Origin of the sequence: Rhizobium sp. SL86, from assembly GCF_026672545.1 — a bacterium.
GTDB lineage: Bacteria > Pseudomonadota > Alphaproteobacteria > Rhizobiales > Rhizobiaceae > Neorhizobium.
Genome location: NZ_JAPPRJ010000002.1, coordinates 663,963 through 690,796 on the forward strand (window position 1 = coordinate 663,963; position 26,834 = coordinate 690,796).

The 26,834-nt window shown below is 61.8% G+C and carries 26 protein-coding genes; 22 read left to right on the forward strand and 4 right to left on the reverse strand.

Going from position 1 to position 26,834, the window contains the following annotated elements:
• The first annotated feature begins 120 nt into the window (after window positions 1-120).
• The 3 genes from OU993_RS15275 to OU993_RS15285 all read left to right on the forward strand — a co-directional run bounded on the left by OU993_RS15275 (window position 121) and on the right by OU993_RS15285 (window position 3,683).
• A complete protein-coding gene (locus OU993_RS15275) occupies window positions 121-852 on the forward strand; it encodes a LuxR C-terminal-related transcriptional regulator (RefSeq protein ID WP_442792970.1) in 732 nt (243 codons plus the stop codon).
• 223 nt (window positions 853-1,075) lie between these two features.
• The gene (locus OU993_RS15280; RefSeq protein ID WP_268158790.1) at window positions 1,076-2,602 is read left to right on the forward strand and encodes a GAF domain-containing protein; all 1,527 of its coding nucleotides are present in this window, start codon (window positions 1,076-1,078) and stop codon (window positions 2,600-2,602) included.
• Complete coding sequence (locus tag OU993_RS15285) at window positions 2,589-3,683, forward strand: sensor histidine kinase (RefSeq protein WP_268158792.1); 1,095 nt, start codon at window positions 2,589-2,591, stop codon at window positions 3,681-3,683. The genes OU993_RS15280 and OU993_RS15285 overlap by 14 nt, the downstream gene beginning before the upstream one ends.
• Here OU993_RS15285 and OU993_RS15290 read toward each other — a convergent pair.
• Window positions 3,639-3,977 carry a response regulator gene (locus OU993_RS15290; RefSeq protein WP_268158794.1) on the reverse strand — a complete coding sequence of 113 codons (339 nt, stop codon included), beginning with the start codon at window positions 3,975-3,977 and terminating at the stop codon, window positions 3,639-3,641. The genes OU993_RS15285 and OU993_RS15290 overlap by 45 nt on opposite strands.
• Window positions 3,978-4,226: 249 nt before the next feature.
• On the opposite strand from OU993_RS15290, the gene OU993_RS15295 reads away from it, so the two are divergent.
• From OU993_RS15295 to OU993_RS15335, 9 genes are all read left to right on the forward strand, one after another.
• Window positions 4,227-4,481 carry a PilZ domain-containing protein gene (locus tag OU993_RS15295; RefSeq protein WP_268158796.1) on the forward strand — a complete coding sequence of 85 codons (255 nt, stop codon included), beginning with the start codon at window positions 4,227-4,229 and terminating at the stop codon, window positions 4,479-4,481.
• A 78-nt stretch (window positions 4,482-4,559) separates the two neighbouring features.
• Window positions 4,560-5,729 (forward strand): zinc-dependent alcohol dehydrogenase, encoded by a 1,170-nt coding sequence (locus tag OU993_RS15300; RefSeq protein ID WP_268158798.1) that lies wholly within the window; start codon window positions 4,560-4,562, stop codon window positions 5,727-5,729.
• A 14-nt stretch (window positions 5,730-5,743) separates the two neighbouring features.
• Window positions 5,744-6,544: an SDR family NAD(P)-dependent oxidoreductase gene (locus OU993_RS15305; protein ID WP_268158800.1), complete on the forward strand. Its 801-nt coding sequence runs from the start codon at window positions 5,744-5,746 to the stop codon at window positions 6,542-6,544.
• A 181-nt stretch (window positions 6,545-6,725) separates the two neighbouring features.
• Window positions 6,726-7,244, forward strand: coding sequence for a superoxide dismutase family protein (locus OU993_RS15310; protein ID WP_268158802.1), 519 nt, complete (start codon window positions 6,726-6,728; stop codon window positions 7,242-7,244).
• Window positions 7,245-7,419: 175 nt separating this feature from the next.
• Window positions 7,420-8,382 carry a galactofuranose ABC transporter, galactofuranose-binding protein YtfQ gene (gene ytfQ / locus OU993_RS15315; protein WP_268158804.1) on the forward strand — a complete coding sequence of 321 codons (963 nt, stop codon included), beginning with the start codon at window positions 7,420-7,422 and terminating at the stop codon, window positions 8,380-8,382.
• Between the two features lie 96 nt (window positions 8,383-8,478).
• Complete coding sequence (locus OU993_RS15320; RefSeq protein WP_268158806.1) at window positions 8,479-10,011, forward strand: sugar ABC transporter ATP-binding protein; 1,533 nt, start codon at window positions 8,479-8,481, stop codon at window positions 10,009-10,011.
• Window positions 10,008-11,009: an ABC transporter permease gene (locus OU993_RS15325; RefSeq protein ID WP_268158808.1), complete on the forward strand. Its 1,002-nt coding sequence runs from the start codon at window positions 10,008-10,010 to the stop codon at window positions 11,007-11,009. Before OU993_RS15320 ends, OU993_RS15325 begins: the two co-directional genes overlap by 4 nt.
• A 1-nt stretch (window position 11,010) precedes the next feature.
• Window positions 11,011-11,991: a galactofuranose ABC transporter, permease protein YjfF gene (gene yjfF, locus OU993_RS15330; RefSeq protein ID WP_268158810.1), complete on the forward strand. Its 981-nt coding sequence runs from the start codon at window positions 11,011-11,013 to the stop codon at window positions 11,989-11,991.
• A complete protein-coding gene (locus tag OU993_RS15335; protein ID WP_268158812.1) occupies window positions 11,988-12,710 on the forward strand; it encodes a FadR/GntR family transcriptional regulator in 723 nt (240 codons plus the stop codon). Before yjfF ends, OU993_RS15335 begins: the two co-directional genes overlap by 4 nt.
• 13 nt (window positions 12,711-12,723) lie before the next feature.
• On the opposite strand, the gene OU993_RS15340 is transcribed toward OU993_RS15335, so the two are convergent.
• A complete protein-coding gene (locus tag OU993_RS15340; protein WP_268158814.1) occupies window positions 12,724-13,317 on the reverse strand; it encodes a TetR/AcrR family transcriptional regulator in 594 nt (197 codons plus the stop codon).
• Window positions 13,318-13,547: 230 nt separating this feature from the next.
• Here OU993_RS15340 and OU993_RS15345 point away from each other — a divergent pair, with 230 nt between their 5' ends.
• The 3 genes from OU993_RS15345 to OU993_RS15355 are packed head-to-tail and all read left to right on the forward strand — an operon-like array spanning window position 13,548 to window position 17,324.
• Window positions 13,548-14,027: a (2Fe-2S)-binding protein gene (locus OU993_RS15345; RefSeq protein WP_268158816.1), complete on the forward strand. Its 480-nt coding sequence runs from the start codon at window positions 13,548-13,550 to the stop codon at window positions 14,025-14,027.
• Window positions 14,020-15,039: an FAD binding domain-containing protein gene (locus OU993_RS15350; protein WP_268158818.1), complete on the forward strand. Its 1,020-nt coding sequence runs from the start codon at window positions 14,020-14,022 to the stop codon at window positions 15,037-15,039. Before OU993_RS15345 ends, OU993_RS15350 begins: the two co-directional genes overlap by 8 nt.
• The gene (locus OU993_RS15355) at window positions 15,036-17,324 is read left to right on the forward strand and encodes a xanthine dehydrogenase family protein molybdopterin-binding subunit (RefSeq protein WP_268158820.1); all 2,289 of its coding nucleotides are present in this window, start codon (window positions 15,036-15,038) and stop codon (window positions 17,322-17,324) included. Before OU993_RS15350 ends, OU993_RS15355 begins: the two co-directional genes overlap by 4 nt.
• Before the next feature lie 73 nt (window positions 17,325-17,397).
• On the opposite strand, the gene OU993_RS15360 is transcribed toward OU993_RS15355, so the two are convergent.
• Both OU993_RS15360 and OU993_RS15365 read right to left on the reverse strand, forming a co-directional pair.
• Window positions 17,398-19,092, reverse strand: a complete 1,695-nt coding sequence (locus OU993_RS15360) for a methyl-accepting chemotaxis protein (RefSeq protein ID WP_268158822.1) — start codon at window positions 19,090-19,092, stop codon at window positions 17,398-17,400.
• A gap of 326 nt (window positions 19,093-19,418) precedes the next feature.
• Window positions 19,419-20,822: an aminotransferase-like domain-containing protein gene (locus OU993_RS15365; RefSeq protein WP_215567632.1), complete on the reverse strand. Its 1,404-nt coding sequence runs from the start codon at window positions 20,820-20,822 to the stop codon at window positions 19,419-19,421.
• A gap of 393 nt (window positions 20,823-21,215) precedes the next feature.
• Here OU993_RS15365 and OU993_RS15370 point away from each other — a divergent pair, with 393 nt between their 5' ends.
• The 7 genes from OU993_RS15370 (at window position 21,216) to OU993_RS15400 (ending at window position 26,823) form a co-directional block, all read left to right on the forward strand.
• Window positions 21,216-21,698 carry an MSMEG_0572/Sll0783 family nitrogen starvation response protein gene (locus tag OU993_RS15370; RefSeq protein WP_215567633.1) on the forward strand — a complete coding sequence of 161 codons (483 nt, stop codon included), beginning with the start codon at window positions 21,216-21,218 and terminating at the stop codon, window positions 21,696-21,698.
• 65 nt (window positions 21,699-21,763) lie between these two features.
• Window positions 21,764-22,825, forward strand: coding sequence for a Nit6803 family nitrilase (locus tag OU993_RS15375; RefSeq protein ID WP_268158827.1), 1,062 nt, complete (start codon window positions 21,764-21,766; stop codon window positions 22,823-22,825).
• The gene (locus OU993_RS15380) at window positions 22,749-23,870 is read left to right on the forward strand and encodes an MSMEG_0568 family radical SAM protein (RefSeq protein WP_268158829.1); all 1,122 of its coding nucleotides are present in this window, start codon (window positions 22,749-22,751) and stop codon (window positions 23,868-23,870) included. Before OU993_RS15375 ends, OU993_RS15380 begins: the two co-directional genes overlap by 77 nt.
• Window positions 23,867-24,409 carry an MSMEG_0567/Sll0786 family nitrogen starvation N-acetyltransferase gene (locus OU993_RS15385; RefSeq protein ID WP_268158831.1) on the forward strand — a complete coding sequence of 181 codons (543 nt, stop codon included), beginning with the start codon at window positions 23,867-23,869 and terminating at the stop codon, window positions 24,407-24,409. The genes OU993_RS15380 and OU993_RS15385 overlap by 4 nt, the downstream gene beginning before the upstream one ends.
• Before the next feature lie 2 nt (window positions 24,410-24,411).
• Window positions 24,412-25,386 carry a sll0787 family AIR synthase-like protein gene (locus OU993_RS15390; RefSeq protein WP_268159682.1) on the forward strand — a complete coding sequence of 325 codons (975 nt, stop codon included), beginning with the start codon at window positions 24,412-24,414 and terminating at the stop codon, window positions 25,384-25,386.
• Window positions 25,383-26,546, forward strand: a complete 1,164-nt coding sequence (locus tag OU993_RS15395) for an MSMEG_0565 family glycosyltransferase (RefSeq protein ID WP_268158833.1) — start codon at window positions 25,383-25,385, stop codon at window positions 26,544-26,546. The genes OU993_RS15390 and OU993_RS15395 overlap by 4 nt, the downstream gene beginning before the upstream one ends.
• Window positions 26,539-26,823, forward strand: a complete 285-nt coding sequence (locus tag OU993_RS15400; protein WP_268158835.1) for an MSMEG_0570 family nitrogen starvation response protein — start codon at window positions 26,539-26,541, stop codon at window positions 26,821-26,823. The genes OU993_RS15395 and OU993_RS15400 overlap by 8 nt, the downstream gene beginning before the upstream one ends.
• Window positions 26,824-26,834 lie beyond the last annotated feature (11 nt).

The window sequence follows — 26,834 nt, forward strand, 5'->3', positions numbered from 1 at the left end:
GGGTATATCCGAGACGCCAGCGGTTCGATCTGAAAGCCGTTTGATTCCGTAACCCTTCGTCCTTCTTGCGCCAATATGACGTGTCCGGGACAGAATTTTCCTGATTTGATTAGGTGCATCATGGTGAGCAGTCCGATTTTCAGTCGTGCAGACGATCTGGACAAATATGTTGATCTTGCCTCGGTTCCTCGGCATCGTTTCATCCACAACCATCCCTTCACCATGCGACTGCGCAAGGCGGTTGCCTTCGATTACGTGATGGTCAGCGGGCTTGATATCGACAATTTCCGCTTCGGAACGGGGCAGTCGATCGATACGGATTTTCCGCCGGCCTTTATCGAATCCTACTACGACGAGAAGTTTCATCTGTCGGATCCCTTCATTGAACGTGCCAAACTGTCCGAAGGTGTGGTGATCGAAAGCGACGTGCTGAAGGGCGTCGAACTCAACAGCCGGCTCGCCTACCTGCTCGACGCGTTCAACATCAAGAATCGTCTCCTCTTTCCGATCCGCCGTGGCAACGAGATGTATGGCTGCGTCGGATTTTCCCGGACGGTGCCCTTCGAGGCGGACGAAATCGACTTTCTCGGTGCGATTGCCCAATCGACCCATACCGCGGTGACCCGGCCTTTGATGGAGCGTTTCGCTGCTTCGGCTTTGCGTCTGTCGTCAGGAGAGATGATCTGTCTGAAACTTGCGTCGATGGGGCTTACCAGCGAACAGATCGCGCAAGAGAGCGGTTACCAGGTCGATACCGTCAACACCTACATCAAGAACGCCACCCGTAAGGTCGGCGCCACCAACCGCACGCAGGCGATCGCCGAAGCCATTCGACGCCACCTGATCGATTGACGATACAGTGGTTTTTGCCGGAAGTGGCTGCGCGGAAACTGCCGTCATGCGGTAGGATCTCTGCCGGTTTCGCGGTTTCGTGACCAGGATTTTCGCACCTGCCGTTTACATTTCGGACCTCGCTCCTATTTCTCCTTCAACCATCAAGGATTGGGGAACTAAGGCATGGTTTTCCGATAACTTTTTTCGTGAGAAGCGCTCGTCTTGCCAGCGGAGACGATCATTGCAGCCGAACAACCAGGATCTTGATCTTTGCGCCCGGGAGCCCATCCACATTCCCGGCGCGATCCAGCCGCATGGGGCGCTTTTTGTGATCAGGCCAGCGGATGGTGTTGTCGTCCAGGCCAGCGCCAATCTCGCGGACTATCTGTCCGATGCGGTCGAACTGGGTCAGGTTCCAAGCGGCGAGGTTGCGGCCCATCTGGCGCCGATATTGACCTGGTACGCCACCGAGGAGCCTTTCTACCAGACGGTCATCGCCCCCCTGCAGCTCAGCCTCGTCGCGCATCGGTGTGGGAAGCGGATCGTCGTGGAGGTGGAACGCACCGAAATTCGCCCGGCGGACGAGGTGTTCGGTACGCTTCGCAGCTTCACGCAACGCCTCGGGGCACAGGCCGACATCCCGAAATCGCTGTCGGCGACGGCCGACCTCGTCCGACAGCTGACGAGCTTCGACCGGGTTCTGATCTATCGCTTCGATGCCGACTGGAACGGCCATGTGGTGGCCGAATCGAATGGCGGCCGGCTTCCGGTCTATCTCGACCTGCGTTTTCCCAGCGGCGATATCCCGGCGCAGGCGAGAGCCCTCTATGTCGTCAATCGGCTGCGCATCATTCCAGATGCAAGCTACACGCCTGTTCCGATCCTCTCGCATGAGGACGGGCAGGATTGCGCGCCGCTGGACCTCAGCCTCGCGCAATTGCGCAGCGTTTCGCCAGTGCATCTCGAATATATGCGCAACATGGGCACGTTTGCCTCCATGTCCGTCTCGATCATGGTCGATGGCCGTTTCTGGGGCCTGATTGCCTGCCACAGCGCCGGACCGCATCTGATTGCGCACAGCACGCGCGAGATGTGCGATTTCGTGGCGCAATCGCTGGCGATGCGGATTTCGGCGCTTGTGCGGGCAGAGGAGGCGGCGGGCCGCGCAGCCCTGGCCTCAAACACAAGCCGCCTTTTGGGGGCAATGGCTGCCACGCCCGATTGGGTGGACGGGCTGCTGGGTGCCAACGAGGCGCTGCTTGCACAAGTTCGCGCAGCCGGGGCGGCCGTCGCGGTCGACGGACGGGTTCGATGCATCGGCTCGGCACCGGATGACCTGAGTGTCATGCAGATCGTCGAATGGCTGGCAGGCCGCGAGGACGAAGCCTGTTTCGCGACCGACTCACTGCACCGTGAGATGGAGGGCGCAGACGATATTGCAGGGGTGGCGAGCGGTGTCCTCGCCGTCAGCATTTCGAAGGTTCACAACAGTTGGCTGATCTGGTTCAGGCCGGAACTCGTCAGGACGGTGACCTGGGGCGGCAACCCGCACAAGGTTATCCGTGAAAGCGGCCGCATCCCGATCGTCATGCTCACATCCTCGCGGGAGGAACAGGATCTCGTCCGCAGTTACGAGCTGGGGGTCAACGCCTTCGTCGTGAAGCCCGTCGAATTCACCGCTTTCTTTCAGGCCATACAAGATCTTGGCGTGTTCTGGGCCCTTTTGAACGAGCCGCCTCCGGGATTTTCCAGCAATGCCAAAATCTAGTCATCGCCGCTTGACGGCGCCGCGTGTTCTTCTTCTGGAAGACAGCAGCCTTGATGCTGAACTGATCCGCGAACATCTGGAGCAGTTGCAGTTGCAGCCTCTGCCGGAGGTCCGCCGTGCCGTAAACAAGGCGGAGTATCTGGCAGCGCTTGAAGACGGAGAATTCGACGTCATCCTGGCGGATTTTTCGCTACCCGATTTCGATGGCATGACCGCCTTGGAGATGGCGCGCGAACGGTTGCCGCAGACGCCCTTCATCTTCGTCTCCGGTGTGCTCGGCGAAGAGGCGGCAATCGAAAGCTTCCGCCGCGGTGCGACCGATTACATCCTCAAGCAGCGGCTGATCCGTCTGCCGGCTGCTGTGGAGAGGGCACTTGCCGAAGCCTACGAGAAGGCCGAACGCCGCCGCTCGGAACAGCACCGGGAACTGCTGGTGCGGGAACTCAGCCACCGGGTGAAGAACACGATGGCCATGGTCATGTCGATCGTTCGCCGGACGGCAAAGAACAGCGTGACCGTGGACGATTACGTCGAGAACTTGATGGGTCGCCTGCGCGCCATGGCGGATGCCCATGCGCTGCTGTTCGAGACCAACTGGCGGGAAGCAAGGCTGGAAGATGTGATCCAGCGCACGGTTGCTGCCTATGTCCGGCGTGTCGAGCGGATCGATATCCAATTCGGCCCCCGCATTGATCTTGATCCGAAGGCCGCGCTTGCGATCAGCATGGTCATCAACGAGCTGGCGACCAATGCCATCAAATACGGGTCCCTCAGCTGTGACGACGGGAAAGTCATCGTGTCGTGGACCAAATCGACGGACCAAAGCCAGAACGAGAACGTGCGGCTGACCTGGAAAGAGACCGACGGCCCTTCGGTTCAGGCACCCGAAAGCACCGGTTTTGGCACGACATTGATCCAGCGGATGATCGGCTACGAGCTTCTGGGTGATGCACAGCTCAGCTTTAAGCCGGAGGGACTGATCTGCGAGATCACATTTCCCCTTCACATCGATGATGACGGAGAGGACGCCGTTGCCTCAGATGGCCTTTCGCCGGACCGGCTGGAAAACTTCCGTCACTAACCGTTCCAGTCTTGCCGGGCTCCAGGGCTTGGCAATCAGCGGCGTTCCGGCGAGACGCGTCTTGAGTTCCGGCAATTCCGCATAACCGCTGCAGACGATCAGCGGGATGTCCCGCTGTTGCAGTGCCTCGATCACGGGGAAGGAAAATTCGCCGTTCAGGTTGAGGTCAACCACTGCTCCGATGATGTGAAGCGAGGGAATGGCATGGAGCGCCCTGTCGACGCGGCTGAAGGGCCCTTCGACACGGTATCCAAGAGCGATCAGATGGTCTTCCATGTCCATCGCCAGCAACATGTCGTCCTCCAGGACAAGAACGCCGGGCCTGTTTGATGTGCTCTGTAAATCCACGCGAAATGTACTCTGTGTGCCCTAGGAGCTGGGATTGACGCGCTATCTGCTGCACCTGTTGGTGGTTTCAAGGGCGACACCGTACAAATGCCGCATCCAAGGCGGGCAGAGCATCCGGTGAGGCTACCTCCGATCCATTGATCACGGATCTGTGAAGTTCTATTCTCAAGATCCTTGTGGCGTCATGAGGTTTGTATGGAAGAGTCGCTTGTTCCCGCACCGCGCCGCCGCGTCCTGAAGGGCGCCCGAATTGTCTTCAATAACGGCCACAGCGCCATCAACGTGGTGGTCCGAGACATGTCCCAGACGGGCGCACGCGTTACCCTCGAAAACACGCAGGGTGTTCCAGATGCCGTGGTCCTGGTTCTCGATGATGGCTCATCGTTCAATTGCAATGTTGCACGGCGCCAACTGACGGAGCTTGGGCTGCACTTTCTCCAGCAGGTTTAACCGGCACGGTCCGGCAGGAACATTCGCAGGCGTGACCTGTTCGGCTGTCTCCAGATCCTCAAGCGATGGAGAGAGCGCGTGAAAGCACTGACCTGGCATGGAAAGCACGATATCCGATGCGAAAGCGTGCCCGATCCCACGATCCAAGACGGGCGCGATGCAATCATTCGCGTGACCGCCTGTGCCATTTGTGGCTCGGACCTGCACCTTTATGACGGGGTGATGCCGGACATGCACAAGTGCGATGTCATGGGTCACGAGACCATGGGCGAGGTGGTCGAGGTCGGCCGGGAGAACACGAAGCTGAAGGTGGGCGACCGGGTCGTCATTCCCTTCACCATTTCCTGCGGCGAATGTTTTTTCTGCCAGCGCGGGTTTTATTCCGGCTGCGAACGTTCCAATCCCGATGCGGCCAAGGTCTCCAAATTGTGGGGCAATTCGCCGGCTGGCCTGTTCGGTTATTCCCACCTTCTCGGCGGTTATGCCGGTGGCCAGGCGGAATATTTGCGTGTTCCCTATGCCGATGTCGGGCCGATCAAGGTGCCGGAAGGTCTGACGGACGAACAGGTGCTGTTCCTCTCGGACATCTTCCCCACCGGGTATATGGCGGCGGAATTCTGCAACATCCAGCCGGGTGATACTATCGCGATCTGGGGCTGCGGCCCGGTCGGCCAGATGGCGATCAAGTCGGCCTTCATTCTCGGGGCGGAACGGGTCATCGCGATCGACACCGTGCCCGAACGGCTCCGTCTGGCGGAAGCATCCGGGGCGCTGACGCTCGATTTCCTGGAAGACGATATCTACGAGGAGATCATGGAACTTACCGGCGGACGCGGCGCCGATGGCTGCATCGACGCTGTGGGAACGGAAGCGGATGCCTCCGCCAGCTGGGATTCGCGCTGGGACCGCATCAAGGTCGCGGCCTACCTCGGCACCGACCGGCCGCATGTGCTGCGCCAGGCGATCCATTGCTGCCGGAACTTCGGCACGGTCTCGATCGTCGGCGTCTATGGCGGCTTCCTCGACAAGATGCCGATGGGGTCGGCCGTCAATCGTGGTCTGACGTTCCGCATGGCCCAGACACCGGTGCAGCGTTACCTGCCGCTCCTGATGGATCGCATCGTCAACGGGGAGATCGACCCGTCCTTCGTTATCACCCATCGCGGTTCGCTCGAGGATGGGCCGGCCCTCTACAAGACCTTCCGCGACAAACAGGACGGCTGCATCAAGGTCGTGCTCAAGCCCTAACGAGGAAACGGCAAATGGATACGCAGACAGAAACGAAGGGCCTCGCCGTCGTGACCGGGGCCTCCACCGGCATCGGTTACGAACTGGCCAAATGCGCGGCAAAGGATGGCTATGACGTGGTGATCGCCGCAGACGAGACCGGTATTCACACAGCCGCAGCCCAGCTGAAGGAATTCGGCGGCGCGGTGCACCCGATCGAGGTCGATCTGGCGACACCGGATGGCGTGCGCCGTCTGGTGGCTGCCGTTCAATCCCTGCAGAGACCGGTCGATCTATTGATGGCCAATGCAGGTCGCGGTCTGGGGGAGGCATTCCTTGACGAGGATCTGCAGCGGGCGCAGCGTGTGGTGGATACCAATGTCTCCGGTACGATTATGCTGGTCCACGCCATCGGCAACCAGATGCGCAATCGCGGCGAGGGGAAGATCCTGTTGACCGGATCCATCGCGGGCTACATGCCGGGAAGCTTCCAGGCGGTCTACAACGCAACCAAGGCCTTCATCAACAGCTTCTCGTTGGCCATCCGTGACGAGCTGAAAGGAACCGGTGTCACGGTGACCTGCCTGATGCCCGGGCCGACCGATACGGAGTTCTTCGACCGGGCGGATCTGGAAAACACCTCCGTTGGTGAAATGAAGAAGGACGATCCGGTAATGGTCGCACGTCTCGGCTACGAGGCCATGATGGATGGCGAAGGCGACGTGGTGACCGGTTGGAAGAACAAGCTGCAGTCGACACTTGCCAACGTTACCCCCTCTGGCGTTCTGGCCGCGGCGCACCGCCGCATGGCGGAGCCGAAAGATCAGGCCAACTGACACGAGACGTCCGACCGGCAGACGAACCTGGAGGGAAGAAAGGAGGCTCCGGCATGGCCGGGGCCTTTTTGCGAACCGTCCTATTCTATCGATCGCGGCGTGTTTTGAGCGCTCGTGTGCCTGTGCCTGGAACAGTGGCTGCCTGCCGGAGTTCCCCCTCTTTCAAGAGAGGAGACTATCGATGACAAGCAAAAACATAACGGCGGCGACCCTGATCGCAGTCATGTCGGGCGGTGTCGCCTTTGCACAGGAAAACCCTCCGTCGTCTGCGACATTCGTCGATGCGAAAGGCGAGCAGAGCGGCACGGCGGAACTGACAACGCCTGCGGCTGGTGGCGTGCTCATCCGGATGGAGATCAGCGGCTTGCCCGCCAGCCAGTGGGTGGCCGTCCACGTGCATGAAACCGGTGAATGCGATGCTTCGACCCAGCATGAATCGGCGGGTGGCCATTTCAACCCTGGCTCGAAGTCGCACGGCTACCAATCGAGCGATGGTCCGCATGCGGGCGATATGCCGAACCAGTATGTCGGGGCGGATGGCGTCCTGCGGACCGAAATCCACAATCCGATGATCTCGCTGGACAAGAACGAGACCGGTGTTATCGGCCGGGCGCTCATGGTCCATGCGAAGCCGGACGACTACAAAAGCCAGCCTTCGGGCGATGCAGGACAGCGCTTGGCCTGCGGGGTCATCCGCTAATCCTTTGGTGGGAGGGCGCAGGCCGTAACAGGCGGCTGGGTCCTCCCATTCTGTTATTTATGTTATGCTGCGGTGCACAAAATATAATCGTACTTTTCGCCTTTACAACCTTCTTTCGCAATAGTAGTACTATTCGCAGACGCCGTGGAGGCGGCGTCTTTTCAGGGAGGACATCATGAATATCGTACGCAAGCTTGCGCTCAGCGCAAGCATGGTCGCACTGTGCTGCACTGCAGCATCTGCAGCCAATCTCACGGTCGGCTTTTCCCAGATCGGGTCTGAATCCGGCTGGCGCGCTGCCGAAACCTCGGTCACCAAGCAGGAAGCCGAAAAGCGCGGCGTGACGCTGAAGTTTGCCGATGCGCAGCAGAAGCAGGAAAACCAGATCAAGGCATTGCGCGGCTTCATCGCCCAGGGTGTCGACGCCATTCTCGTCGCTCCGGTCGTTGCCACCGGCTGGGAGGAGGTGCTGAAGGAAGCCAAGGAAGCCAAGATCCCGGTCGTCCTGCTCGACCGCGGCGTCGACGCGCCGCAGGATCTTTACCTCACCTCGGTTGCATCCGACCAGGTGAAGGAAGGCCGCGTTGCGGGCGAGTGGCTGGCAAAGACCGTCGGATCCAAGGATTGCCGCGTTGTCGAACTGCAGGGCACCGTCGGCTCGACCCCGGCGATCAATCGCAAGAAGGGTTTCGAAGAGGCCATCGCGTCGAGCAAGAACATCAGCATCGTTCGCAGCCAGACCGGTGACTTTACCCGCTCGAAGGGCAAGGAAGTCATGGAAGGCTTCCTGAAGGCGGAAAATGGCGGCAAGAACATCTGCGCCATGTACGCTCATAATGACGACATGGCTGTTGGCGCCATCCAGGCCATCAAGGATGCCGGCCTGAAGCCGGGAACGGATATCCTCGTCGTGTCGATCGATGCGGTTCCGGATATCTTCGCCGCCATGATGAAGGGCGAAGCCAACGCCACCGTGGAACTGACACCGAACATGGCAGGGCCGGCCTTCGATGCGCTCGACGCCTACTTGAAGAGCGGCAAGCAGCCTGCAAAGTTCATCATCACGGAGTCGAAGCTCTACACGCCTGCGGACGATCCGAAGGGCGAATACGAGCGCCGCAAGGGCCTCGGTTACTGAGCCACGGCCTCGGACGGGACCGCGATGCGGTCCCGTCTGCGATTTCGGCCGGCCTTGGCCAGCCTCAGGATGCATGACGGGTGGGCGTGAAAGACGATGACAACAGACAATGAGGTGGTGCTCGAAGCCAGGGGCATCATCAAGACGTTCGGCAATCATGCGGCGCTGAAGGGCGTCGACATCAGTTTCCGGCGCGGCGAGGTGCATGCGCTTCTGGGCGAAAACGGCGCCGGCAAATCGACCCTCATCAAAATCGTCACGGGCGCCTATATTCCGGATGGTGGAACGATCCATCTCGAGGGGCAACCCGTTTCCTTCGCAACCCCGCAGCAGGCACAGTCGCTCGGCATTGGCACGGTCTATCAGGAGGTGAACCTCCTGCCGAACATGACGGTCAGCGACAACCTCTTCATCGGCCGCCAGCCGACCTCTGCCGGCATCGTCAACCGCAAGGCAACCGACGAGATGGCGCGCGAGGTCCTGTCCCGTTACGGTCTCGATATCGATGTCCGTGCGGAACTCTCCACCTATTCCGTCGCCGTTCAGCAGATCGTTGCCATCGCACGTGCCGTCGAACTTTCCGGCAAGGTGCTGATCCTCGACGAACCGACCGCCAGCCTCGACCGCCACGAGGTCGACAAGCTGTTCCAGATCATCCGCACTCTGAAGGCGAGGGGCCTTGCCATCGTCTTTATCACCCATTTTCTCGATCAGGTATTTGAGTTGTCCGACCGCGTGACGGTGCTGCGCAACGGCTCCCTGATCGGCTCGGAACGGATCGATGCGCTCAACCGGACAAGCCTGGTGCGCATGATGCTCGGCAAGGATCTCGTCCAGCATCACCACACACCGGTGGAAGGGCAGGCGGAAGGCGGCGAAACGCTGATGACGGTGCGCCAGCTGGGTCTGACCGGCAAGGTGCAGCCGATCGATCTCGAAATCCGGAAGGGAGAGGTCGTCGGCGTTGCCGGCCTGCTCGGATCAGGCCGCACGGAAATGGCGCGGCTGATGTTCGGCATCGACATTGCCGACAGCGGCGGGCTGCATATCGACGGCAGGGAACGCGTTGTGCGCTCCGCGCGCGAGGCGGTGGATCTCGGTTTCGGTTTCTGCCCCGAGGATCGCAAAGCCGATGGCATTTTCGGTGATCTTTCTGTGCGCGAAAACATTGTCATCGCCATGCAGGCTCGGCTTGGCTGGTTCAAGGCGCTGAACCGCGACGAACAGATGGAAATCGCCGGCAACTTTATTGAGGCGCTCGATATTCGCACCGCTTCCGCCGACCTGCCTGTCAAGCTTCTGTCGGGGGGTAACCAGCAGAAGGTGATCCTGGCCCGCTGGTTGGCGACGGACCCGCGTTTCCTCATCCTCGACGAGCCGACGCGCGGTATCGATGTCGGGGCGCATGCGGAAATCGTCCGCATGATCAGCCGGCTGCGCGAGGACGGACTGGCGCTCGTCGTCATTTCGTCCGAACTGGACGAGATCGTCAGTTATTCCTCCCGCGTCGTGGTCATGCGGGACCGGACGCTCGTTGCCGAACTGGAAGGGGCGGATATCACACCCTCGAAGATCGTCCAGAGCATTGCGGGACAGGCGGGCGAACCGGTCGCGGAGGTGACCGCATGAGACGCCTCAGCCTGAGTGACATCGCCAAACCGCAGCTTCTGGCGCTCGCCTTCATCCTGGTGCTCAACTGGATGGTCTTTCCCGGATTTTTCAACGTCACCTGGCAGGATGGCCGGTTGTTCGGCAGTCTGATCGATGTCATCAATCGTGGCGCGCCGGTCGCGATCCTTGCCATCGGCATGACGGCGATCATCGCGACGCGCGGTGTCGACCTCTCCGTTGGCGCCGTTATGGCCGTTGCGGGTGCTGTTGCCGCGACATCCGCCGTCGCCGGCCAGCCGCTCATCGTCACGCTGGCCGGGGCACTGCTGGTGGGACTTGCCTGCGGCCTGTGGAACGGCTCGCTCGTCGCCTTCCTCGGTATCCAGCCCTTCGTCGCGACACTGGTGCTCATGGTGGCCGGGCGCGGCGTGGCGCAATTGATCACCGAGGGCTCGATTGTCACCTTTTCCGATCCCGCCCTGATCTTCGTCGGTACGGGCTCGGTCCTCGGCCTGCCGATGCCGGCGGTGATCGCGCTGATCCTGATGATCGCAGCCCATCTGGTCATGCGGCGCACCGCCATCGGCCTCTTTGTCGAAGCGATCGGCACCAATCTTTCGGCGGCCAACTATACCGGCCTGCGCGCCCGCACGGTCATTCTTGGGCTGTATGCCTTCGGCGGTTGCTGTGCGGCGCTTGCCGGCGTCATCGCGGCTGCCGATATTCGCGGCGCGGACGCCAACAATGCCGGGTTGTGGCTGGAACTGGACGCCATCCTTGCCGTCGTCATCGGTGGGACATCGCTTTTGGGTGGACGCTTTTCCATCCCGATGTCCGTGCTGGGCGCCGTCATCATCCAGGCGATGAATACCGGCATCCTGGTCTCGGGGCTGCCGCCGGAATTCAACCTGATCGTCAAGGCAAGCGTCATCATCCTGATCCTCGTGATGCAATCCGACAGGGTCGCGGAGGTGGTGTCGCGCCGCTTTGGCCGCATGACGACGAGGGGAAAATAACATGAACCCGCGCTACAGACCTCTCGCCGCGACGACGATCATCTTCGTCATCGCCTATGCCATCTGCATCAGCCAGTACCCCAGCATGTGGTCCACTCGCGTGCTCGGCAACTTCCTCACCGACAACGCCTTTCTCGGCATCGCCGCGGTGGGGGCAACCTTTGTCATCATCTCCGGTGGCATCGATCTCTCGGTGGGCGCCGTGGTCGGCCTTGCCGGTGTGCTTGTCGCGGTGCTTGTTTCCCAGTTGGGGGTTCACCCCGTGGCGGCCTTCGTCATCGTGCTGGCCATTTCGGCTGCCTTCGGTGCCAGCATGGGAGCGGCGATCCATTTCCTGCGCGTGCCGCCCTTCATCGTCACGCTGGCCGGCATGTTCATGGCGCGCGGCCTTGCCTCGATCCTGACGCAGGATTCGATCCCGATCGATCACGATGTCTATCGTGCCATTTCGGGGCTCTATTACCGGCTGCCGGGCGGTGGGCGCCTCAGCGCCATCGGCCTGTTGATGCTCTTCGTCTTCCTCGTCGGCGGCATCATTGCCCACAAGACCCGCTTCGGATCCTACGTCTATGCGCTTGGCGGCAACCCTACGTCGGCAGCGCTGATGGGGGTTCCCGTCGCACGAACAACGATCGGCATCTATGCGCTTGCCTCCTTCCTGGGCGGGCTTGCGGGTATCGTTTATTCGCTCTACACCTCCTCCGGTTATCCGCTTGCGGCCGTCGGAATGGAACTCGATGCGATCGCTGCGGTGGTGATCGGCGGCACACTGTTGACCGGCGGTTATGGCTTCATTTTCGGGACACTCATCGGCGTGATGTTGCAAGGCCTCGTCCAGACATACATCGTCTTTGACGGAACCCTGTCGAGCTGGTGGACCAAGATTGCGATCGGTCTCCTGCTGTTCATGTTCATTCTTCTGCAGAAACTGGTGTTTTCCGCACAGGGGCGCGGCCCAAGGCTGAAGAGAGCTCCTGCATGATCGAGCCGGGGAGCCTTCTTCGCTCCCTGACCGAGCGAACGGTGGCACGCAATTTCCAGTCGCGTGTCATTCATGAAATCGGGGCCGGAGTGATCTCCGGCCATTTTCCGATTGGCAGCACGCTTCCAAATGATGCCGCCCTGATGGATGAGTTCGGCGTCTCGCGCACCGTGCTGCGCGAGGCGTTGAAGACACTGGAGGCCAAGGGGCTTCTGGAGGCGCGGCCGAAGGTCGGCACCAAGGTTGCCAAGAAAAGCCGCTGGAACCTCTATGATCCGCAGGTGCTTGCCTGGCACCTGACGGCGCCGCCGGACCGCGAGTTCCTGACAGGTCTAGGCGAAGTGCGCCGCTCGCTGGAGCCGCTGGGTGCCGCCCATGCCGCAAGCCGCCGCAGCGCCGAGCAGGTGCGCCTGATGCGCTACTGGATCCAGCAGATGGAGATGTCACTCGACCAGGCGAGCAACTTTTGCGTCGCCGATTTCGAACTTCACCGGATCATTGCCGAAGCCTCCCGCAATCCCTTCATTCGGGGGCTCAACGGAGTGATCGAGCTGTCGCATGCCTTCGCTTACCTGAAGCCCGTCAACGAGCCCGACGATGCTGATCTCCTGCCGTTCCTCACGCTCCATCGAGATCTGGTGATCGCCATCGAACGGGCGCGCGAGGACGAGGCGCAGGAGGCCATGCTGAAGGTGATCGCCTTCGAGCAGATCCTGTAGGGAGCCGGGAGGGTCAGGCGGACGGTATCCGGCGATGACGCAAGCCATCCATCAGAAGGCCGATCAGGCGGTTGGCGCGTTCACGCCATTGGGGTGTGTCGGGAATGGAATAGATGCTGGAGAGCGCGTGGAGAACGTCCTCAGTCTCCACATCGGAGCGGATCGTGCCTGCCTCGATCGCCTTGGCGATGAGGGCGGAGAAGGCGTTTCGAAGCAGCGCAGACCCATCCGAAAAGAGGGCAGCGTTGGACACAATGAGAAGCTTCAGGCTGTTGGCCATGCCTCGTTTGGTCGCCATATAGGTGACGAAGCGGTACATCCAGTCTTCCAGCGCCTCATCCGGCGCCTTTTCCGCGGCCAACTGTTCTGCGGCTTCGGCAAGCAATTCCAGTTCGCGACGGTAGACCACTTCAACCAGATGTTCGCGCGTCGGAAAATGCCGGTACAGCGTGCCGATGCCGACGCCGGCGCGTCTGGCAATCTCTTCCAGCGAGGCGCCGGATCCGCGTTCTGCAAAGGCCTCGGCCGCCATCCGAATGAGCTTGTCGCGGTTGCGACGTGCATCGGCCCGCAGACGCGGGGCGTTCTTCGGCTCGGGAGAGGCCAATTGTTACGCTCCAGCACAGAAGGGCTTGACGAACATGCGCGAGCCACTAGGTTAAACGGAGGCGCCTCCGTTTGTGTGGAGAGCCTGACACTCCTTAATTCATGAGGGGGCCGGATGTCATGTCGAATTGGACATACGCCCTTGCTCATCATCATCTAGGCTCTGGCCGCATCTTGGCCAGCCCACCCGCCCCACAGATTTGCATTCGTGACGAGAAGCAGGAGCTTATCATGACACGGACCATCACACTCTCGCTCGACATCAATGATCGACGATATGACGTCGACGTCGAGCCCCGCGTGACGCTGCTCGATGCGCTGCGCGAGCATGCCGGCCTGACCGGTACCAAAAAGGGCTGCGATCAGGGCCAGTGCGGCGCCTGCACCTGCCATGTAGACGGCAAGCGGGTGCTATCCTGCCTGATGCTGGCCGCACAGGCGGAAGGCCGCAAGATCACGACCATCGAAGGACTGGCGACGGGTGGCGGAGATCTGCACCCGGTTCAGGTCGCCTTCATGGAAAACGACGCCTTCCAGTGCGGTTACTGCACGCCGGGCCAGATCATGTCGGCGGTGGCCTGCATTCGAGAAGGCCATGCCGGCTCCGACGAAGAAATCCGCGAATACATGTCCGGCAATCTCTGTCGCTGCGGGGCCTACAACAACATCGTCGCCGCCGTGCGGCAAGCCGCGGAGATGGCCGATGCTTGATTTTTCCTATTCCCGTGCCGGCTCGCTGGCGGAGGCCGGCACTCTGGCCGCAGGCGAGGGTGTGCGTATCCTGGCGGGTGGAACGACGCTGCTCGATCTCGCTAAATGCGGCGTGGAAATGCCGGAGACCGTGATCGACATCCTCAGTCTTGAAGGTCTCGACGGCATCAGCGTCGAGGCCACTGGCGCGCGGATCGGGGCCCTCGCAAAGATGAGCGCGGTGGCCGATCACGCCGGTATCTCCGCGCACTGTCCCGCCATCTCCCAGTCGCTGACGCTGGCCGCCTCTGCCCAGCTGCGCAACATGGCGACCATTGGCGGCAACCTGCTTCAACGGACCCGCTGTCCGTACTTCCGCGATCCGGTTAGCTTCCCGAATTGCAACAAGCGCAATCCGGGATCGGGTTGCGCCGCCATCGGCGGGGTGACCCGCAATCACGCGGTGCTCGGCACGAGCGAGCAGTGTATTGCCACCTATCACGGCGATCTGGCCGTCGCGCTCACGGCCTTCGATGCGGTGGTCGAGACGGATCGGCGAACAATCCCGATCGATGCGTTCTTCCTGCTGCCGCAGGATCGGCCGGACCGGGAGACGGTTCTGGAACGCGGTGAGATGATCACCGGAATTTCGATCCCCGCCTCGGCTGCGGCGAAGAACTCGCTGTATCTCAAGGTCAGGGACAGGCAATCCTACGAATTTGCGGCGGCGAGTGCGGCGGTCGGTCTGGAGTTTGAGGCGGATGGGCGCACACTGAAGGATGTCCGCGTGGCTGTGGGCGGCGTCGCGACCAAGCCGTGGCGGGCGAAAGGCGTCGAGGAGGCACTTTTGGGAAAACCGCTGACGACGGCGGCGCTCGCGGAGGCCGCGCGTCTTTCCGTGGATGGCGCGATGTCGCATGGCGGCAATCACTACAAGATCGACCTTCTGCCGCGCGTCGTGGCGCGCGCCATAGAGACTGTTGCCGTAACGCTTGCACCGCAGTTGGCTGCAGAGCTGGGAGAACCCGCATGACGATCATGGAACCCCGCAAACACGGCAGTTCTGCCGATGGCGTCGTTGGAGGCCGGCTCTCGCGCATCGAGGGCCAATTGAAGGTCACAGGCGCCGCGACCTATGCGCTGGAATATCCGACCGAAGGCCTTGCCCATGCGGTGCTCGTGCAGAGCACCGTTGCGGCCGGTCGTGTCGTCAAGGTCGATACCGCAAGCGCCCTTTCCTCACCCGGCGTGCTGATGGTGCTGACCCCGGAGGACGATCTGGGACTTCGCGTCTCGGGTGACTGGGGCGGCAACCCTCCCGAGGATCTTCCCTATCATCCGCTGCCGCGCGAAGTGCAGTTCAACGGCCAGTCGATCGCCGCCGTCGTGGCGGAGACCCGTGAACAGGCCGCCGAAGCCGCACGGCTGGTGAGCGTGACCTATGAGGAGCAGCCAGGCGTTGCGGATCTTGACGATCCGAAGGCGGGCGAGGGCAAGCTTCTGGCCCATCTGAGCGTCGCCTGGGGCGATGCAGAGGCGGCTCTTGTCGCCGCTCCGGTTCGGATCGAGGCAGACTATCGCACCCCGCGCGAATACCATTGCGCCATGGAACCGCATGGCCTGACCGCCAAATGGGAAGATGATCAGCTGATCATCTGGGAACCCAGCCAGTGGTCGCATGGCATGGCGCGCATGTATGCGGAATGGTTCTCGCTGCCGAGCGAGAATGTGCGGATCATCTCGCCCTTCATCGGCGGGGGTTTCGGCTCCAAGGGCCAGCCGCTGGCCTTCGGCGCGGTGGCTGCGGCGGCCGCCCGGAAGCTTGGTCGCCCCGTGCGCCTCGCTGTGACACGCCCGCAGAACTTTACCAGCTATGGTGGACGTGCCGCCACACGCCAGACGATCAAGCTTGGTGCCACGCCGGACGGCATTTTGCAGGCGATCATCCATCGCGGTGCCAATGAGACTTCGGTTTATGCCGACGTTCCGGAACAGACCGGTGCGGCAACACCGATCCTCTACAAGGTGGAGAATTTTTCCTCCGAGTCCCGGGTCGTGCCGGTCAACACCGTCAGCCCTGGCGCGTTGCGCGGCCCCGGCAAGAATCCCAGTGCCTTCGGCATCGAATGCGCCATGGAGGAACTGGCCTATGCGCTGAACATGGATCCGCTGGAACTCAGGCTGAAGAACTATGCGGATCACGACTATCAATCCGGCAAGCCGTGGTCGACGCGCCAATTGCGCGAAGCCTTGACGCAAGGGGCGGAGGCCTTCGGCTGGTCAAAACGCAATCCGGCGCCGCGTTCCATGCGCAAGGGCCGAAAACTCCTTGGCTGGGGCATCGGTTGCGGTACGTTCCCGGTCATCCAAGCGCCGAGCGAAGCGATGATCCGCATTCTCTCGAATGGTCGCGTCGAAGTCGTCTCCGGATCGATCGACATGGGGCAGGGGACCTACACCATCCTCGCCCAGACGGCATCCGAAGCGCTCGGCGTGCCCGTGGACCAGGTGGATGTGGTGCTGGGAGACTCGCGCCTTCCGGGTGCTGCCATTGCCGGCGGCTCCATGCTGGCGGGCTCGATCACGGGGGCCGTCCACAAGGCGGCGCTTGCGGCCCGCGACGAACTGATCGGACTGGCGCTCGGTGCTTCCGGCTCACCCTTCCGGGACACCGGCGCCAATACGCTCACCATCCAGGACGGTCGCCTGTCCCTTCCGCGCGAGGACAGCCCCACCATGAACCTGCCGGAGCTGCTGGCATCCCTCGGACGCGACCACATCGAGATCCGACGCAACACACTGCCGGAAGACCTCTCGCTGCAGGACCAGCAGAAGAGCTGGGGCAATATGTCGAGGGTGCAGGGCCCGACCATGGGCGACTATTCGATGCACAGCTGGTGCGCGCATTTTGCCGAAGTGGAGGTCGATGAAGACTTCGGCACGGTGCGGGTGTCGCGCATGGTCTCCGCCTTCGATTGCGGCAGGCTCTATAATCCGCGCCTCGTCGAAAGCCAATGGCGCGGCGGCATCATCATGGGCATCGGCCAGGCGTTGTTGGAAGAAGGTGTCGTCGATCCGCGCAACGGCCGCACGATGAACAGCAATCTCGGGGATTATCTGGTGCCGACGAATGCGGATATTCCGGACATCGAGGTGATCTCCGTCGGCATTCCCGATCTGCGGGCCTCGGCGCTCGGCGGCAAGGGCGTTGGTGAGGTCGGTATCGTCGGCGTTGCGCCGGCCATTGCCAATGCGGTGTTTCATGCCACCGGTAAACGGGTGCGAGACCTGCCTATCACACTGGAAAAACTCATCTGAGTTGCTGAATGTCCGAGCCCCAACAGGGGCTCGGACGATGTCTACCGAGTTGCGCTCGTGGACCAGCCGAGGGTCAGGCACTCTGCCTGAAATCCTGGTCTTCTCCGTCCGGACCGCCCATCGACATGTCCAGGACAAAACCCTGGGCGCGCGCCTGTTGCTGAGCCACGCTGCGGGGTGCATGACGGGATCCCGGATGAGCTTTTGCAGCCTGTCCCTTCCGGGCGGGCGCCGAAACCGCCTGGGCCTTGCCAGCTGTTTTCTGTGCGCCCTTGGCCCTGTCGACGCGGAAAAAGGCGATCGAGGCCTGCAGTTCCTCGGCCTGGGCCGCAAGCTCTTCCGAGGTTGCCGACATTTCTTCCGAGGCCCCGGCATTCTGCTGCGTTACCTGGTCAAGCTGCTGGATCGCCTCGTTGATCTGGCCCGCTCCGACATCCTGTTCGCGGCAGGCCGCCGAAATTTCGGCGACCAGTTCGGCCGTCTTCTGGATATCCGGCACCAGGCGGTTCAGCATTTCGCCCGCTTCGGTCGCAACCTGCACCGTGCTGCTGGACATGGCCGAGATTTCAGCGGCCGCCGCCTGGCTGCGCTCGGCAAGCTTGCGCACTTCGGAGGCCACGACCGCAAAACCCTTGCCATGTTCGCCCGCACGGGCGGCCTCGACAGCGGCGTTCAGCGCCAGAAGGTCGGTCTGGCGGGCGATTTCCTGGACGATGGAAATCTTCTCCGCAATCGTCCGCATGGCACTGACCGCCTTGCTGACGGACTTCCCGGAGGCCTCGGCGTCACGCGAGGACTGGCGGGCGATCTTTTCCGTCTGGGCGGCGTTATCTGCCGTCTGCTTGATGTTGGCGGCCATCTGTTCCATCGAAGCCGAGGCTTGCTCCGTGGCTGCGGCCTGTTCGGTAGCGCCCTGGCTCAACTGTTCGGAACTTGCCGAGAGTTCCTGGCTGCCGGATGAGACGTTGTCGGAGGCAGTTAGCGCGTCGCCCACAACGCCGCGCAGGCGTTCAATCATGTTGTTAACATAGTTCAGAAGTTCTCCGATCTCATCCTTTGTCTGAATGACGGCAAGTTGGGTCAGGTCCCCTTCGGAAACATCCCGTACGGTTGCGACGGCAACACGCAGGCCGCGATTGATGGAACGGGCAATCAGTAGCACAAGGATCGTCGCCGCAAGCGTAGCGAGGCCAGCAATCGACAGCATGATCATCCGCGTCTTTTCGTAATCTGCATGTGCCGCATGTTTTGCTTCATCCAGCAGGTTGGCTTCCAGAGCAACGATCTCGTCAAGAAGCGCGTCGATCTCACCCACCGTTGCCCGGTTTTCGGTCGATGACAGGGTCAGGGCGCCGGATTGATCGCCGGCCAGCATCAGTTCGCGGATCCGGTCGTCCTGTCGGCGGTAGGTTGCTTCAAGCTGATGCAGCTTTTCAAAAATCACTTTCTCTTCGCCACTGGCGAGTGCCATCACCTTATCGAAGGCGGCATCATGCAGCTGGCGGTGATGATCGATGGCGGCGATCGACTTTCGCGCCTCCTCGTTCGAAGCTGCAAGCAGCATGATCTTCTGGTGCCGGACCTGCTGGAGTTGTTCGACCTCGATGCTTTGCGCCAACTGAAGCCGTGCCGCCGGTTCCTCCAGGACGGCCTCGAGCTCAGCGCTGAGGTTCCCAAGCGCCACAATGCCCAGCGTTGCGATGCCCAGCAGCATCGCGATCAGGAAACCGAATGCCAATGTCAATTTCAGTTTGATGCTAGCACGCATGGTGCCCCCTTACGTCGTTGAAGCCCGAACAGCCCACGAAATGACTCGATCGACACAGAAGTGGAGAAAAGCCGGCAGCTGCCGGCACGCGCATCTCATTTGCGGTGACAGGAGCATTGTTCAGACGCATCTAAGGAATCGCTAAAACAATAAATCCAATTATTGGGACTAGCAAAAATAGATCACAGGGGCGGCAATTATGTTCCTATAGTTGGTTATCAAGTTCTTTCGCTGTATCGCCCCGCTTCGTATGACAAAGTGGATGCACAGTTTTCCGAAAACCTTCAGGGCTTGCGATATCTGAGCGACCTTGCCGATTGCGCCGATCAGAAGAACGATCCGGCCATTTCAGGTGTGCCCTCCAGGGCATGCGCCATGAATTCCAGGCTGTGGTGCAGTTTTTCGCGGGTAATGGGGCCGCCAATGCAGATGCGGACGGTTTCCTGAGGCTGCTGCTCCACCGTGAAAGCGTCGCTGACCACGATGCCGAGGCCGGTATGACGCATATGCGAGGCGAAGGTCGATCGGGTCCAGCCTTCGGCCAGCGGCAGCCAGATGTTGAAGCTGAGCGGATCGGCCCTGTAGCTCCCGGCGCGTAAATGACTGGCAACGATCTGCTGGCGGGCCTCAGTCTCCTTGCGGATGAAACGCAGGATCATGTCCGCCGTACCGTCCTCGATCCAGCGGGTGGCGAGTGCCGTGTTGAGCGGCGAGGCCATTACCGTATTGGCGCGCATGGCGGCTCCGAAGGGCCAGGCGGATTTCGTGTCGGGGGCGACCACGAAGGCCAACCGCAGTCCCGCGCCGATGCATTTCGCCAGTCCGCCGATGTGCCAGGTGAGGTCCGGCGCCATGGAGGCAAGCGGCGGCGGCGCATGCAGCGGAATAAAACCGTAGGCGTCGTCCTCGATGATCGGCAGGTGGAATTTTCGGGCGACCGCACAGATTTCCTCGCGCCGCTGGACGGGAATGGTCAGCGTCGTCGGGTTCTGCAGGGTGGGGTTCAGGTACAGCGCCTTGGGCGATCGTGTCGCGCAGGCATGCGCCAGCGCATCCGGCAGGATGCCGTGTTCATCCATCGGCAGGCCGCACATGCTGAGCCGCAACTGTGCAGCGATCGAGCGGATGCCGGGATAGGTGATGTTTTCCGAGAGGATCACCTGACCGGGTTTGGCGAGCAACGTCAGGATCGCAAGCAGCGCCGGATGGGCACCGGGGGTCACGAAAATCCGCTCCTGCGAGGGAACCAGCGCGCGCCGGCCAAGCCAGGCGGCAGCGGCATCCTTGTCCATCTCCGCGCCGCCAAAACCCTGGTAGCGCAGCAGCGGCACGATGGAGGAAGCGACCGCACACAGCCCTTCGCGCATCCGCTCGATCAGGTCCGGGTCATCCGGTTCCGGCGGCATGTTCATGGAATAATCGGCGGCGGACAGCCGCCGTTGGTCCGGTGCAGCCTCGAGGGCAAAACCGCGGCGTTCCTTGTCCTGTCCGCCGGTCACGAAGGTGCCGCGCCCGACATGGCTGTCAATCAGGCCGCGCTTCTTTGCTTCGACATAACCGCGGGCGACGGTGGTGAAGTCGATGCCGAGCCGCTTCGCCAGATCGCGCTGTGGGGGAAGGCGATCCCCGACGACAAGCACGCCGCTGCGCAGGTCCATCTCGATCACGTCCGCGATGGCCATATAGCGCGGGCTACTGCTGCGCCGAAGGTCCGGCATCCATTCCATCATCTTTTGTCCCTTCATTCTCTGATTGACCGTATATCGATGCGATCAATTCCTGTCATCTCTTTTCAAATGCGGCCGGTCTCTTGCGGCGCTGTCGTTCGAAACACGTTCCGCTTTGCGCGTCATCGTCATGGTGCCGGATGGCCTGGAGGTTCGTCTATCGCCCGATTGTTCGCATATTGACGGGGTTACGGAAGCGGCAAATCGCCTGAACTTTGGCAGGCTCTTGCGCGAGTCTTGAACCGTGTTTCTGCGAGGCGGGAATAATTGACAGGATAAATGAATGGATATGCTCACGGATTGATCGGTTCTTGCCAAAACTCAATTTGGCACGACCCTTGCAGATTACCCTGTGCCCCAGGAGGGGAGCCAGTTTTTACGTCACAGGAGCCACGGATGCCCGCAGTCACGAAACCCGCCCATGAAACCGGGGATTTTTTTGTCGATTATGAAGAGAAGGTGTTTGAGGACGTACAGGCCAAGGAAGGCGAGAAAGCCCTCATTACCTTTCATACGGTGGCCTTCGAAGGCTCCATCGGTCTTGTCAACCTGCTGCAGGCCAAGCGCCTGAAGCGCAAGGGTTTCGAGACCTCGGTGCTGTTGTATGGCCCCGGCGTCACGCTCGGCGTGCAGCGGGGTTTTCCCAAGCTCGGCGACGAGGCCTTCCCGGGTCACCTCAACTTCAACAACCAGATCAAGGGCTTCATGGAGGAGGGCGGCAAGGTCTATGCGTGTCGTTTTGCCCTGCAGGCGCTTTATGGCCACGGCGAGCCCTCGCTGATCCCGGGCATCAAGCCGATCAGCCCGCTCGACGTGCTCGACCTGATCCTCATCCACCGCCGCGACGGGGCCTTCATCCTCGATACCTGGACGCTGTGACGTGCTGTGGGGCGCGGACAATCCGCCGCGTCCCGCTTTTCCATGACAAGGCAAGGAATTCGACCGTGGACAAAAAGACCGTCAAGGTGGCCGCAGCCCAGATCTCTCCCGATCTCACCGCGCGCGACAAGACGCTGGCGCGGGTGCTGGAGACGATCCGCGACGCCGCGGCACAGGGCGTGGAACTGATCGCCTTTCCGGAAACCTTCGTGCCCTGGTATCCCTATTTCTCTTTCGTGCTGCCGCCGGTCCTTTCCGGCAAGGAGCATGTCCGGCTTTACGAAGAGGCCGTCACGGTGCCCTCCGATGCCACCCGCGCGGTGGCGTCTGCCGCCCGCGAGGCCGGCATGGTCGTGGTGCTCGGCGTCAACGAGCGCGATCATGGTTCGCTCTACAATAGTCAACTGGTGTTTGATGCCGATGGCCGCCTGATCCTGAAGCGTCGTAAAATCACGCCCACCTTCCACGAGCGGATGATCTGGGGCCAGGGTGATGGTGCTGGCCTTAAGGTGGTCGAAAGCGCGGTCGGCCGCATCGGCGCGCTCGCCTGCTGGGAGCACTACAATCCGCTTGCCCGTTATGCGCTGATGGCGCAGCACGAGGAAATCCACGTCGCGCAGTTTCCGGGCTCGATGGTCGGACCAATCTTCGCCGACCAGATGGAAGTCACCATCCGCCATCATGCGTTGGAAAGCGGCTGTTTCGTCGTTAATGCCACCGGCTGGCTGACAGATGAGCAGATCCGTTCAATCACGCCTGACGAGGGTCTGCAGAAGGCGCTGCGCGGCGGCTGCATGACCGCCATCATCTCGCCGGAAGGCAAACATCTCGCGCCGCCGATTACCGAAGGTGAGGGGCTCCTCGTCGCCGATCTCGACATGAGCCTGATCGTAAAACGCAAGCGGATGATGGATTCCGTCGGCCACTATGCACGGCCCGAACTTCTGTCGCTGGCGCTCGACAACCGGCCAACCGCGCCGATGGTGACGAGCCTTGCGACCTTTCCCCCTTTCTCGACCGAAACCGATACCGCCACAGGGAGCACGACCGATGGACACGCTGCAGCCGTCGCCAATGACCGAAACGCTGATCAACGAGTTGCAGTCCTACGGAGCGAGGCTCGTTGATCCGAAGGCCGGGCACGAGAGCCGAAGGGGCGGCGCCGGTCCCTCCGACCACAAAGCGCTGACGATCGACGGCATGACGGTGATGGTGCCGGTGCATACGGCACCGGCTTTTGAGAGCCCTTATCTGGTGGAAAAACCGGATGAGCAGGGCAAAAGCCGCATCAGTCGCGATGGGCGCGTGCTGGGGGAGGTGAGTTTTCCCCTACGTCCGCGCTTTTACGAACGGAGCACGGCGGACGGCATTCCCTATTCGCAGATTGCCGTGCTGCATGGGCGCGACGTGTTGGCGACCACGGTTTTGCAGACGTGCATCCGTTACCAGAGCCGCACGAAGACCTGTCAGTTCTGTGCCATCGGCCAGTCGCTGGCGGCTGGCCGCACCATTGCCCACAAGACCCCGGCACAATTGGCAGAGGTCGCCAAAGCCGCCGTCGAACTGGACGGCGTCAAACACATGGTGATGACAACCGGCACGCCGAAAGGGGACGACCGGGGTGCGGCCGTTCTGGCGGAAAGCGCCCGGGCCATCAAGGTGGCGGTTGACCTTCCGATCCAGGGCCAGTGCGAACCACCCGAGGACGACATCTGGTTCGAGCGCATGAAGGAGGCCGGCATCGATACGCTCGGCATGCATCTGGAGGCGGTGACGCCCGAGGTGCGGGCGCGCATCATGCCCGGCAAGGCGCAGGTCTCACTTGCCAAATACATGGCCTCGTTCGAGGCGGCGGTAAAGGTGTTCGGGCGCGGCCAGGTCTCCACCTATATCCTTGCCGGCCTTGGCGATACGCGCGAGGCAATCCTCGAGATCAGCGAGAAGCTGGTGGCGCTTGGCGTCTATCCTTTCGTGGTGCCCTTCGTGCCAATTTCCGGCACGCCGCTGGAAAGCCATCCGGCGCCGGCACCGGAGTTCATGCATTCGATCCTGAAACCGCTGTCGGAAATGCTGGTGGTGAGCGGACTGAAGGCCGTCGATATCAAGGCCGGTTGCGGCAAGTGCGGTGCCTGTTCGGCGCTGTCCACCTATGAACGGAGGCTGACGGCATGATGATCGAGCCGATAGAGGCTTTCCGTGCCGCCGAATATCAGGTGAAGTTCGCCACCTGCCCCTGGGAACGGGAAAGGGCGCATGCCCTGCGTCAGGCGGTGTTCTGCCGCGAGCAGGGGATTTTCCGCGGCAGTGACCGCGACGCGATCGACGAGACGGCGATCCCCATCGTCGCGCTCTCGATGCTCGGTGTGGTGGCGGATGATGTTGTCGGCACGGTGCGTATCCACGAGCCGGAGCCGGGGCTGTGGTGGGGTTCTCGGCTGGCCGTGCACCGCGATTATCGCAAGATCGGTGCGCTGGGTGCTACCCTGATCCGGCTTGCCGTCTCCTCCGCGCATGCCATGGGCGCCCATACCTTTCTCGCGCATGTGCAGGTGCAGAATGCGCTTCTGTTCCGCCGCCTGCACTGGAGTGTGCTGGAGGAGGTGGAGATCCACGGCAAGCCGCATCTGCGCATGCAGGCTGATCTTTCACACTATCCGCCCTGTTTTTCGCCGGAAGCCGGTTTCGTTGCCTTGCCGAGGAAGGCCGCATGACGATGACGCAGGAGGAGTTCCAGGCGGTCGTGTCGGCGCTGCGGGGAAGTGCCGGCATCGCCGCCAAGCGCGATATTGCTGTCGCCACGCAACAGCTCAGTCTCGCCGTCCAACCGATTGCGGTGGGTGATGATTGCGCGGCGATCGCCGACGGCGACGGCTTCCTGCTGCTGGCGATCGAGGGTTTCATGAACGAATTCGTGGCCGGCGATCCCTGGTTTGCCGGCTGGTGCGGCGTGATGGTCAATCTCTCCGACATCGCCGCCATGGGCGGCCGGCCGATCGCTGTGGTGGACGCCCTCTGGGCGGCGGGGGAGCAGGGTGCCGAACCGGTTCTTGCCGGCATGAAGGCCGCTTCCGCGGCCTTCGGCGTCCCCATCGTCGGCGGTCATACCAACCTGAAGACCGATCGCGGGCAATTGTCGGTCGCGATCCTCGGGCGTGCGAAGAACCTGCTGACGAGTTTCGACGCCAAGCCCGGCGAACGGTTGCTGGCGGTCATCGATCACCGCGGCGGCTACCGCGAACCCTTCAACAACTGGGAGGCCGCGACCCGGGCGCCTGCCGAAAGACTGCGCGGCGATCTCGATCTTTTGCCGCAGATCGCCGAGGCCGGCTGGTCGAAGGCGGCCAAGGATATCAGCCAGGGCGGGATCGTCGGCACGGCAATCATGCTGGCGGAATGTTCCGGCGTTGCCATCGAGATCGACCTGGAGGCCATTCCGGTCCCGGCAGGCGTCACTCTTGGCCGGTGGCTCGCGACCTTCCCGAGCTTCGGTTTTATCCTCTCCGTGCCGCAGGTGCATGTGGCCGATGTGCTTGCACTGTTCGCCAGCCGAGATCTGACTGCCGCCGCTATCGGCACGATTGGCGAAGGCTCGAAGGTCCGGGTCACCTCATCGGCGGGTACGGCCATCATCCGCGATTATACAGAGCAACCGCTGATGCAGTTCACGCTGGCGGAGGCTGCCGAATGAACCGGCCTTTGCGCATTGCCATGCTTGCCCATTCCACCAATCCACGCGGCGGCGTGGTACATGCCATGCATCTGTCGGAGGCCTTGGCCGAACTCGGCCACGAGGTGACGCTGTTTGCGCCGGATTCCACCGGCAAAGGGTTCTTTCGCAGCCCAAAGGTTCCGTCACAGGCCTTTGCCGTCGAAAGAGCCATGTCGGGGATGACGGCGATGGTCGAACAGCGCATCCGGGACTATGTGCACTTCTTCGAACGGCGTGGCACGCGGGATTTCGACCTCTTCCATGCCCATGACGGCATTTCGGGCAATGCACTCGCAACCCTTGCCGCACGTGGACACATCGACGGTTTTCTGCGCACCGTGCATCATGTCGATGACTTTGCCGATCCAAAGCTGATGGATCTGCAGGCCCGTTCGATTGATGCGGCCTCTCGGCTTTTCACCGTGAGCGATCACTGGAGGCAGTATTTCCGGCACAAGGGCCGTGTGGCGACCTGCGTCGGAAATGGTGTCGATGCCAGACGCTTCCGGCGGCTGGAAGACGAAAGCGATGTGCGGCTGAGAACCCGGCTTGGCATTACCGGTGCCCCGATCTTTCTCGCGGTCGGCGGCATCGAAGCGCGCAAGAACACCCTGAACATCCTGAAGGCTTTCGCGGAAACACGCGCCGTGCTGCCCGCTGCCCAACTGGTCATCGCCGGTGGCGTGTCGCTTCTGGATCATCACGATTATCAATCCGCCTTCAACGTGATGCTCGCGTCCAGCCCTCCGCTTGCCGGTGCGGTGCATGTGATCGGGGCTGTTCCCGACGCGGAGATGCCGGCGCTTTACCGGATGGCGGATGCCCTCGTTTTTGCTTCGCTGAAGGAGGGCTTCGGTCTGGTGGTGCTGGAGGCGATGGCAAGCGGCCTGCCCGTTGTGCTGTCGTCCATTCCACCGTTTACCGAATACGTGCCGGAGGCTGCTGCGCTCTGGTGTGACCCGCGCCGCGCTGCCTCGATTGCCGATGGCATGGTGTCCGCCGTGCGCGCGGACGTGTCGAGCGCCCGAATTGCCGCCGGGTTCGAAACGACCGCCCGCCATGACTGGAAAAACGCCGCAGCCGCCCACCTGCCGGCCTATCGCGCGGCGGCGCGCAGCAAGGAGACCGTCCATGCCTGAAATGCGGTTCATCGTCATCTGGCCGAATGACGTGGAGGAGGAATGTTATTCGCCCTCGCTCGTCATCCGCGACTTCTTCGAGGAAGGCCGAACCTATCCGCTGGCGGATTTTCTCGCTCGCAGCCGCGAGTCCCTGACGATTGCCAGCGACCGTGTGAAGGCCCGTTACGGCCATGCCTGCTCGCTGGCGCTCGGCCAGCTCGCCGCGATCGAACAACGCGCCAAAACGTTCGATGCCGCCTCTGCCGAGGTCGCGGTCAAGCGTTTCATTCTCTGAAAGGTGTCCCA

Coding starts and splice junctions, on each gene's coding strand:
- OU993_RS15310 (WP_268158802.1), top strand. CDS start 6,726: ATGACAAGCAAAAACATAACGGCGGCGACCCTGATCGCAGTCATGTCG.
- OU993_RS15275 (WP_442792970.1), top strand. CDS start 121: ATGGTGAGCAGTCCGATTTTCAGTCGTGCAGACGATCTGGACAAATAT.
- OU993_RS15380 (WP_268158829.1), top strand. CDS start 22,749: ATGGACACGCTGCAGCCGTCGCCAATGACCGAAACGCTGATCAACGAG.
- OU993_RS15290 (WP_268158794.1), bottom strand. CDS start 3,977: ATGTTGCTGGCGATGGACATGGAAGACCATCTGATCGCTCTTGGATAC.
- OU993_RS15350 (WP_268158818.1), top strand. CDS start 14,020: ATGCTTGATTTTTCCTATTCCCGTGCCGGCTCGCTGGCGGAGGCCGGC.
- OU993_RS15400 (WP_268158835.1), top strand. CDS start 26,539: ATGCCTGAAATGCGGTTCATCGTCATCTGGCCGAATGACGTGGAGGAG.
- OU993_RS15295 (WP_268158796.1), top strand. CDS start 4,227: ATGGAAGAGTCGCTTGTTCCCGCACCGCGCCGCCGCGTCCTGAAGGGC.
- OU993_RS15335 (WP_268158812.1), top strand. CDS start 11,988: ATGATCGAGCCGGGGAGCCTTCTTCGCTCCCTGACCGAGCGAACGGTG.
- OU993_RS15360 (WP_268158822.1), bottom strand. CDS start 19,092: ATGCGTGCTAGCATCAAACTGAAATTGACATTGGCATTCGGTTTCCTG.
- yjfF (WP_268158810.1), top strand. CDS start 11,011: ATGAACCCGCGCTACAGACCTCTCGCCGCGACGACGATCATCTTCGTC.
- OU993_RS15355 (WP_268158820.1), top strand. CDS start 15,036: ATGACGATCATGGAACCCCGCAAACACGGCAGTTCTGCCGATGGCGTC.
- OU993_RS15365 (WP_215567632.1), bottom strand. CDS start 20,822: ATGATGGAATGGATGCCGGACCTTCGGCGCAGCAGTAGCCCGCGCTAT.
- OU993_RS15325 (WP_268158808.1), top strand. CDS start 10,008: ATGAGACGCCTCAGCCTGAGTGACATCGCCAAACCGCAGCTTCTGGCG.
- OU993_RS15390 (WP_268159682.1), top strand. CDS start 24,412: ATGACGCAGGAGGAGTTCCAGGCGGTCGTGTCGGCGCTGCGGGGAAGT.
- OU993_RS15345 (WP_268158816.1), top strand. CDS start 13,548: ATGACACGGACCATCACACTCTCGCTCGACATCAATGATCGACGATAT.
- OU993_RS15305 (WP_268158800.1), top strand. CDS start 5,744: ATGGATACGCAGACAGAAACGAAGGGCCTCGCCGTCGTGACCGGGGCC.
- OU993_RS15285 (WP_268158792.1), top strand. CDS start 2,589: ATGCCAAAATCTAGTCATCGCCGCTTGACGGCGCCGCGTGTTCTTCTT.
- ytfQ (WP_268158804.1), top strand. CDS start 7,420: ATGAATATCGTACGCAAGCTTGCGCTCAGCGCAAGCATGGTCGCACTG.
- OU993_RS15395 (WP_268158833.1), top strand. CDS start 25,383: ATGAACCGGCCTTTGCGCATTGCCATGCTTGCCCATTCCACCAATCCA.
- OU993_RS15320 (WP_268158806.1), top strand. CDS start 8,479: ATGACAACAGACAATGAGGTGGTGCTCGAAGCCAGGGGCATCATCAAG.
- OU993_RS15385 (WP_268158831.1), top strand. CDS start 23,867: ATGATGATCGAGCCGATAGAGGCTTTCCGTGCCGCCGAATATCAGGTG.
- OU993_RS15370 (WP_215567633.1), top strand. CDS start 21,216: ATGCCCGCAGTCACGAAACCCGCCCATGAAACCGGGGATTTTTTTGTC.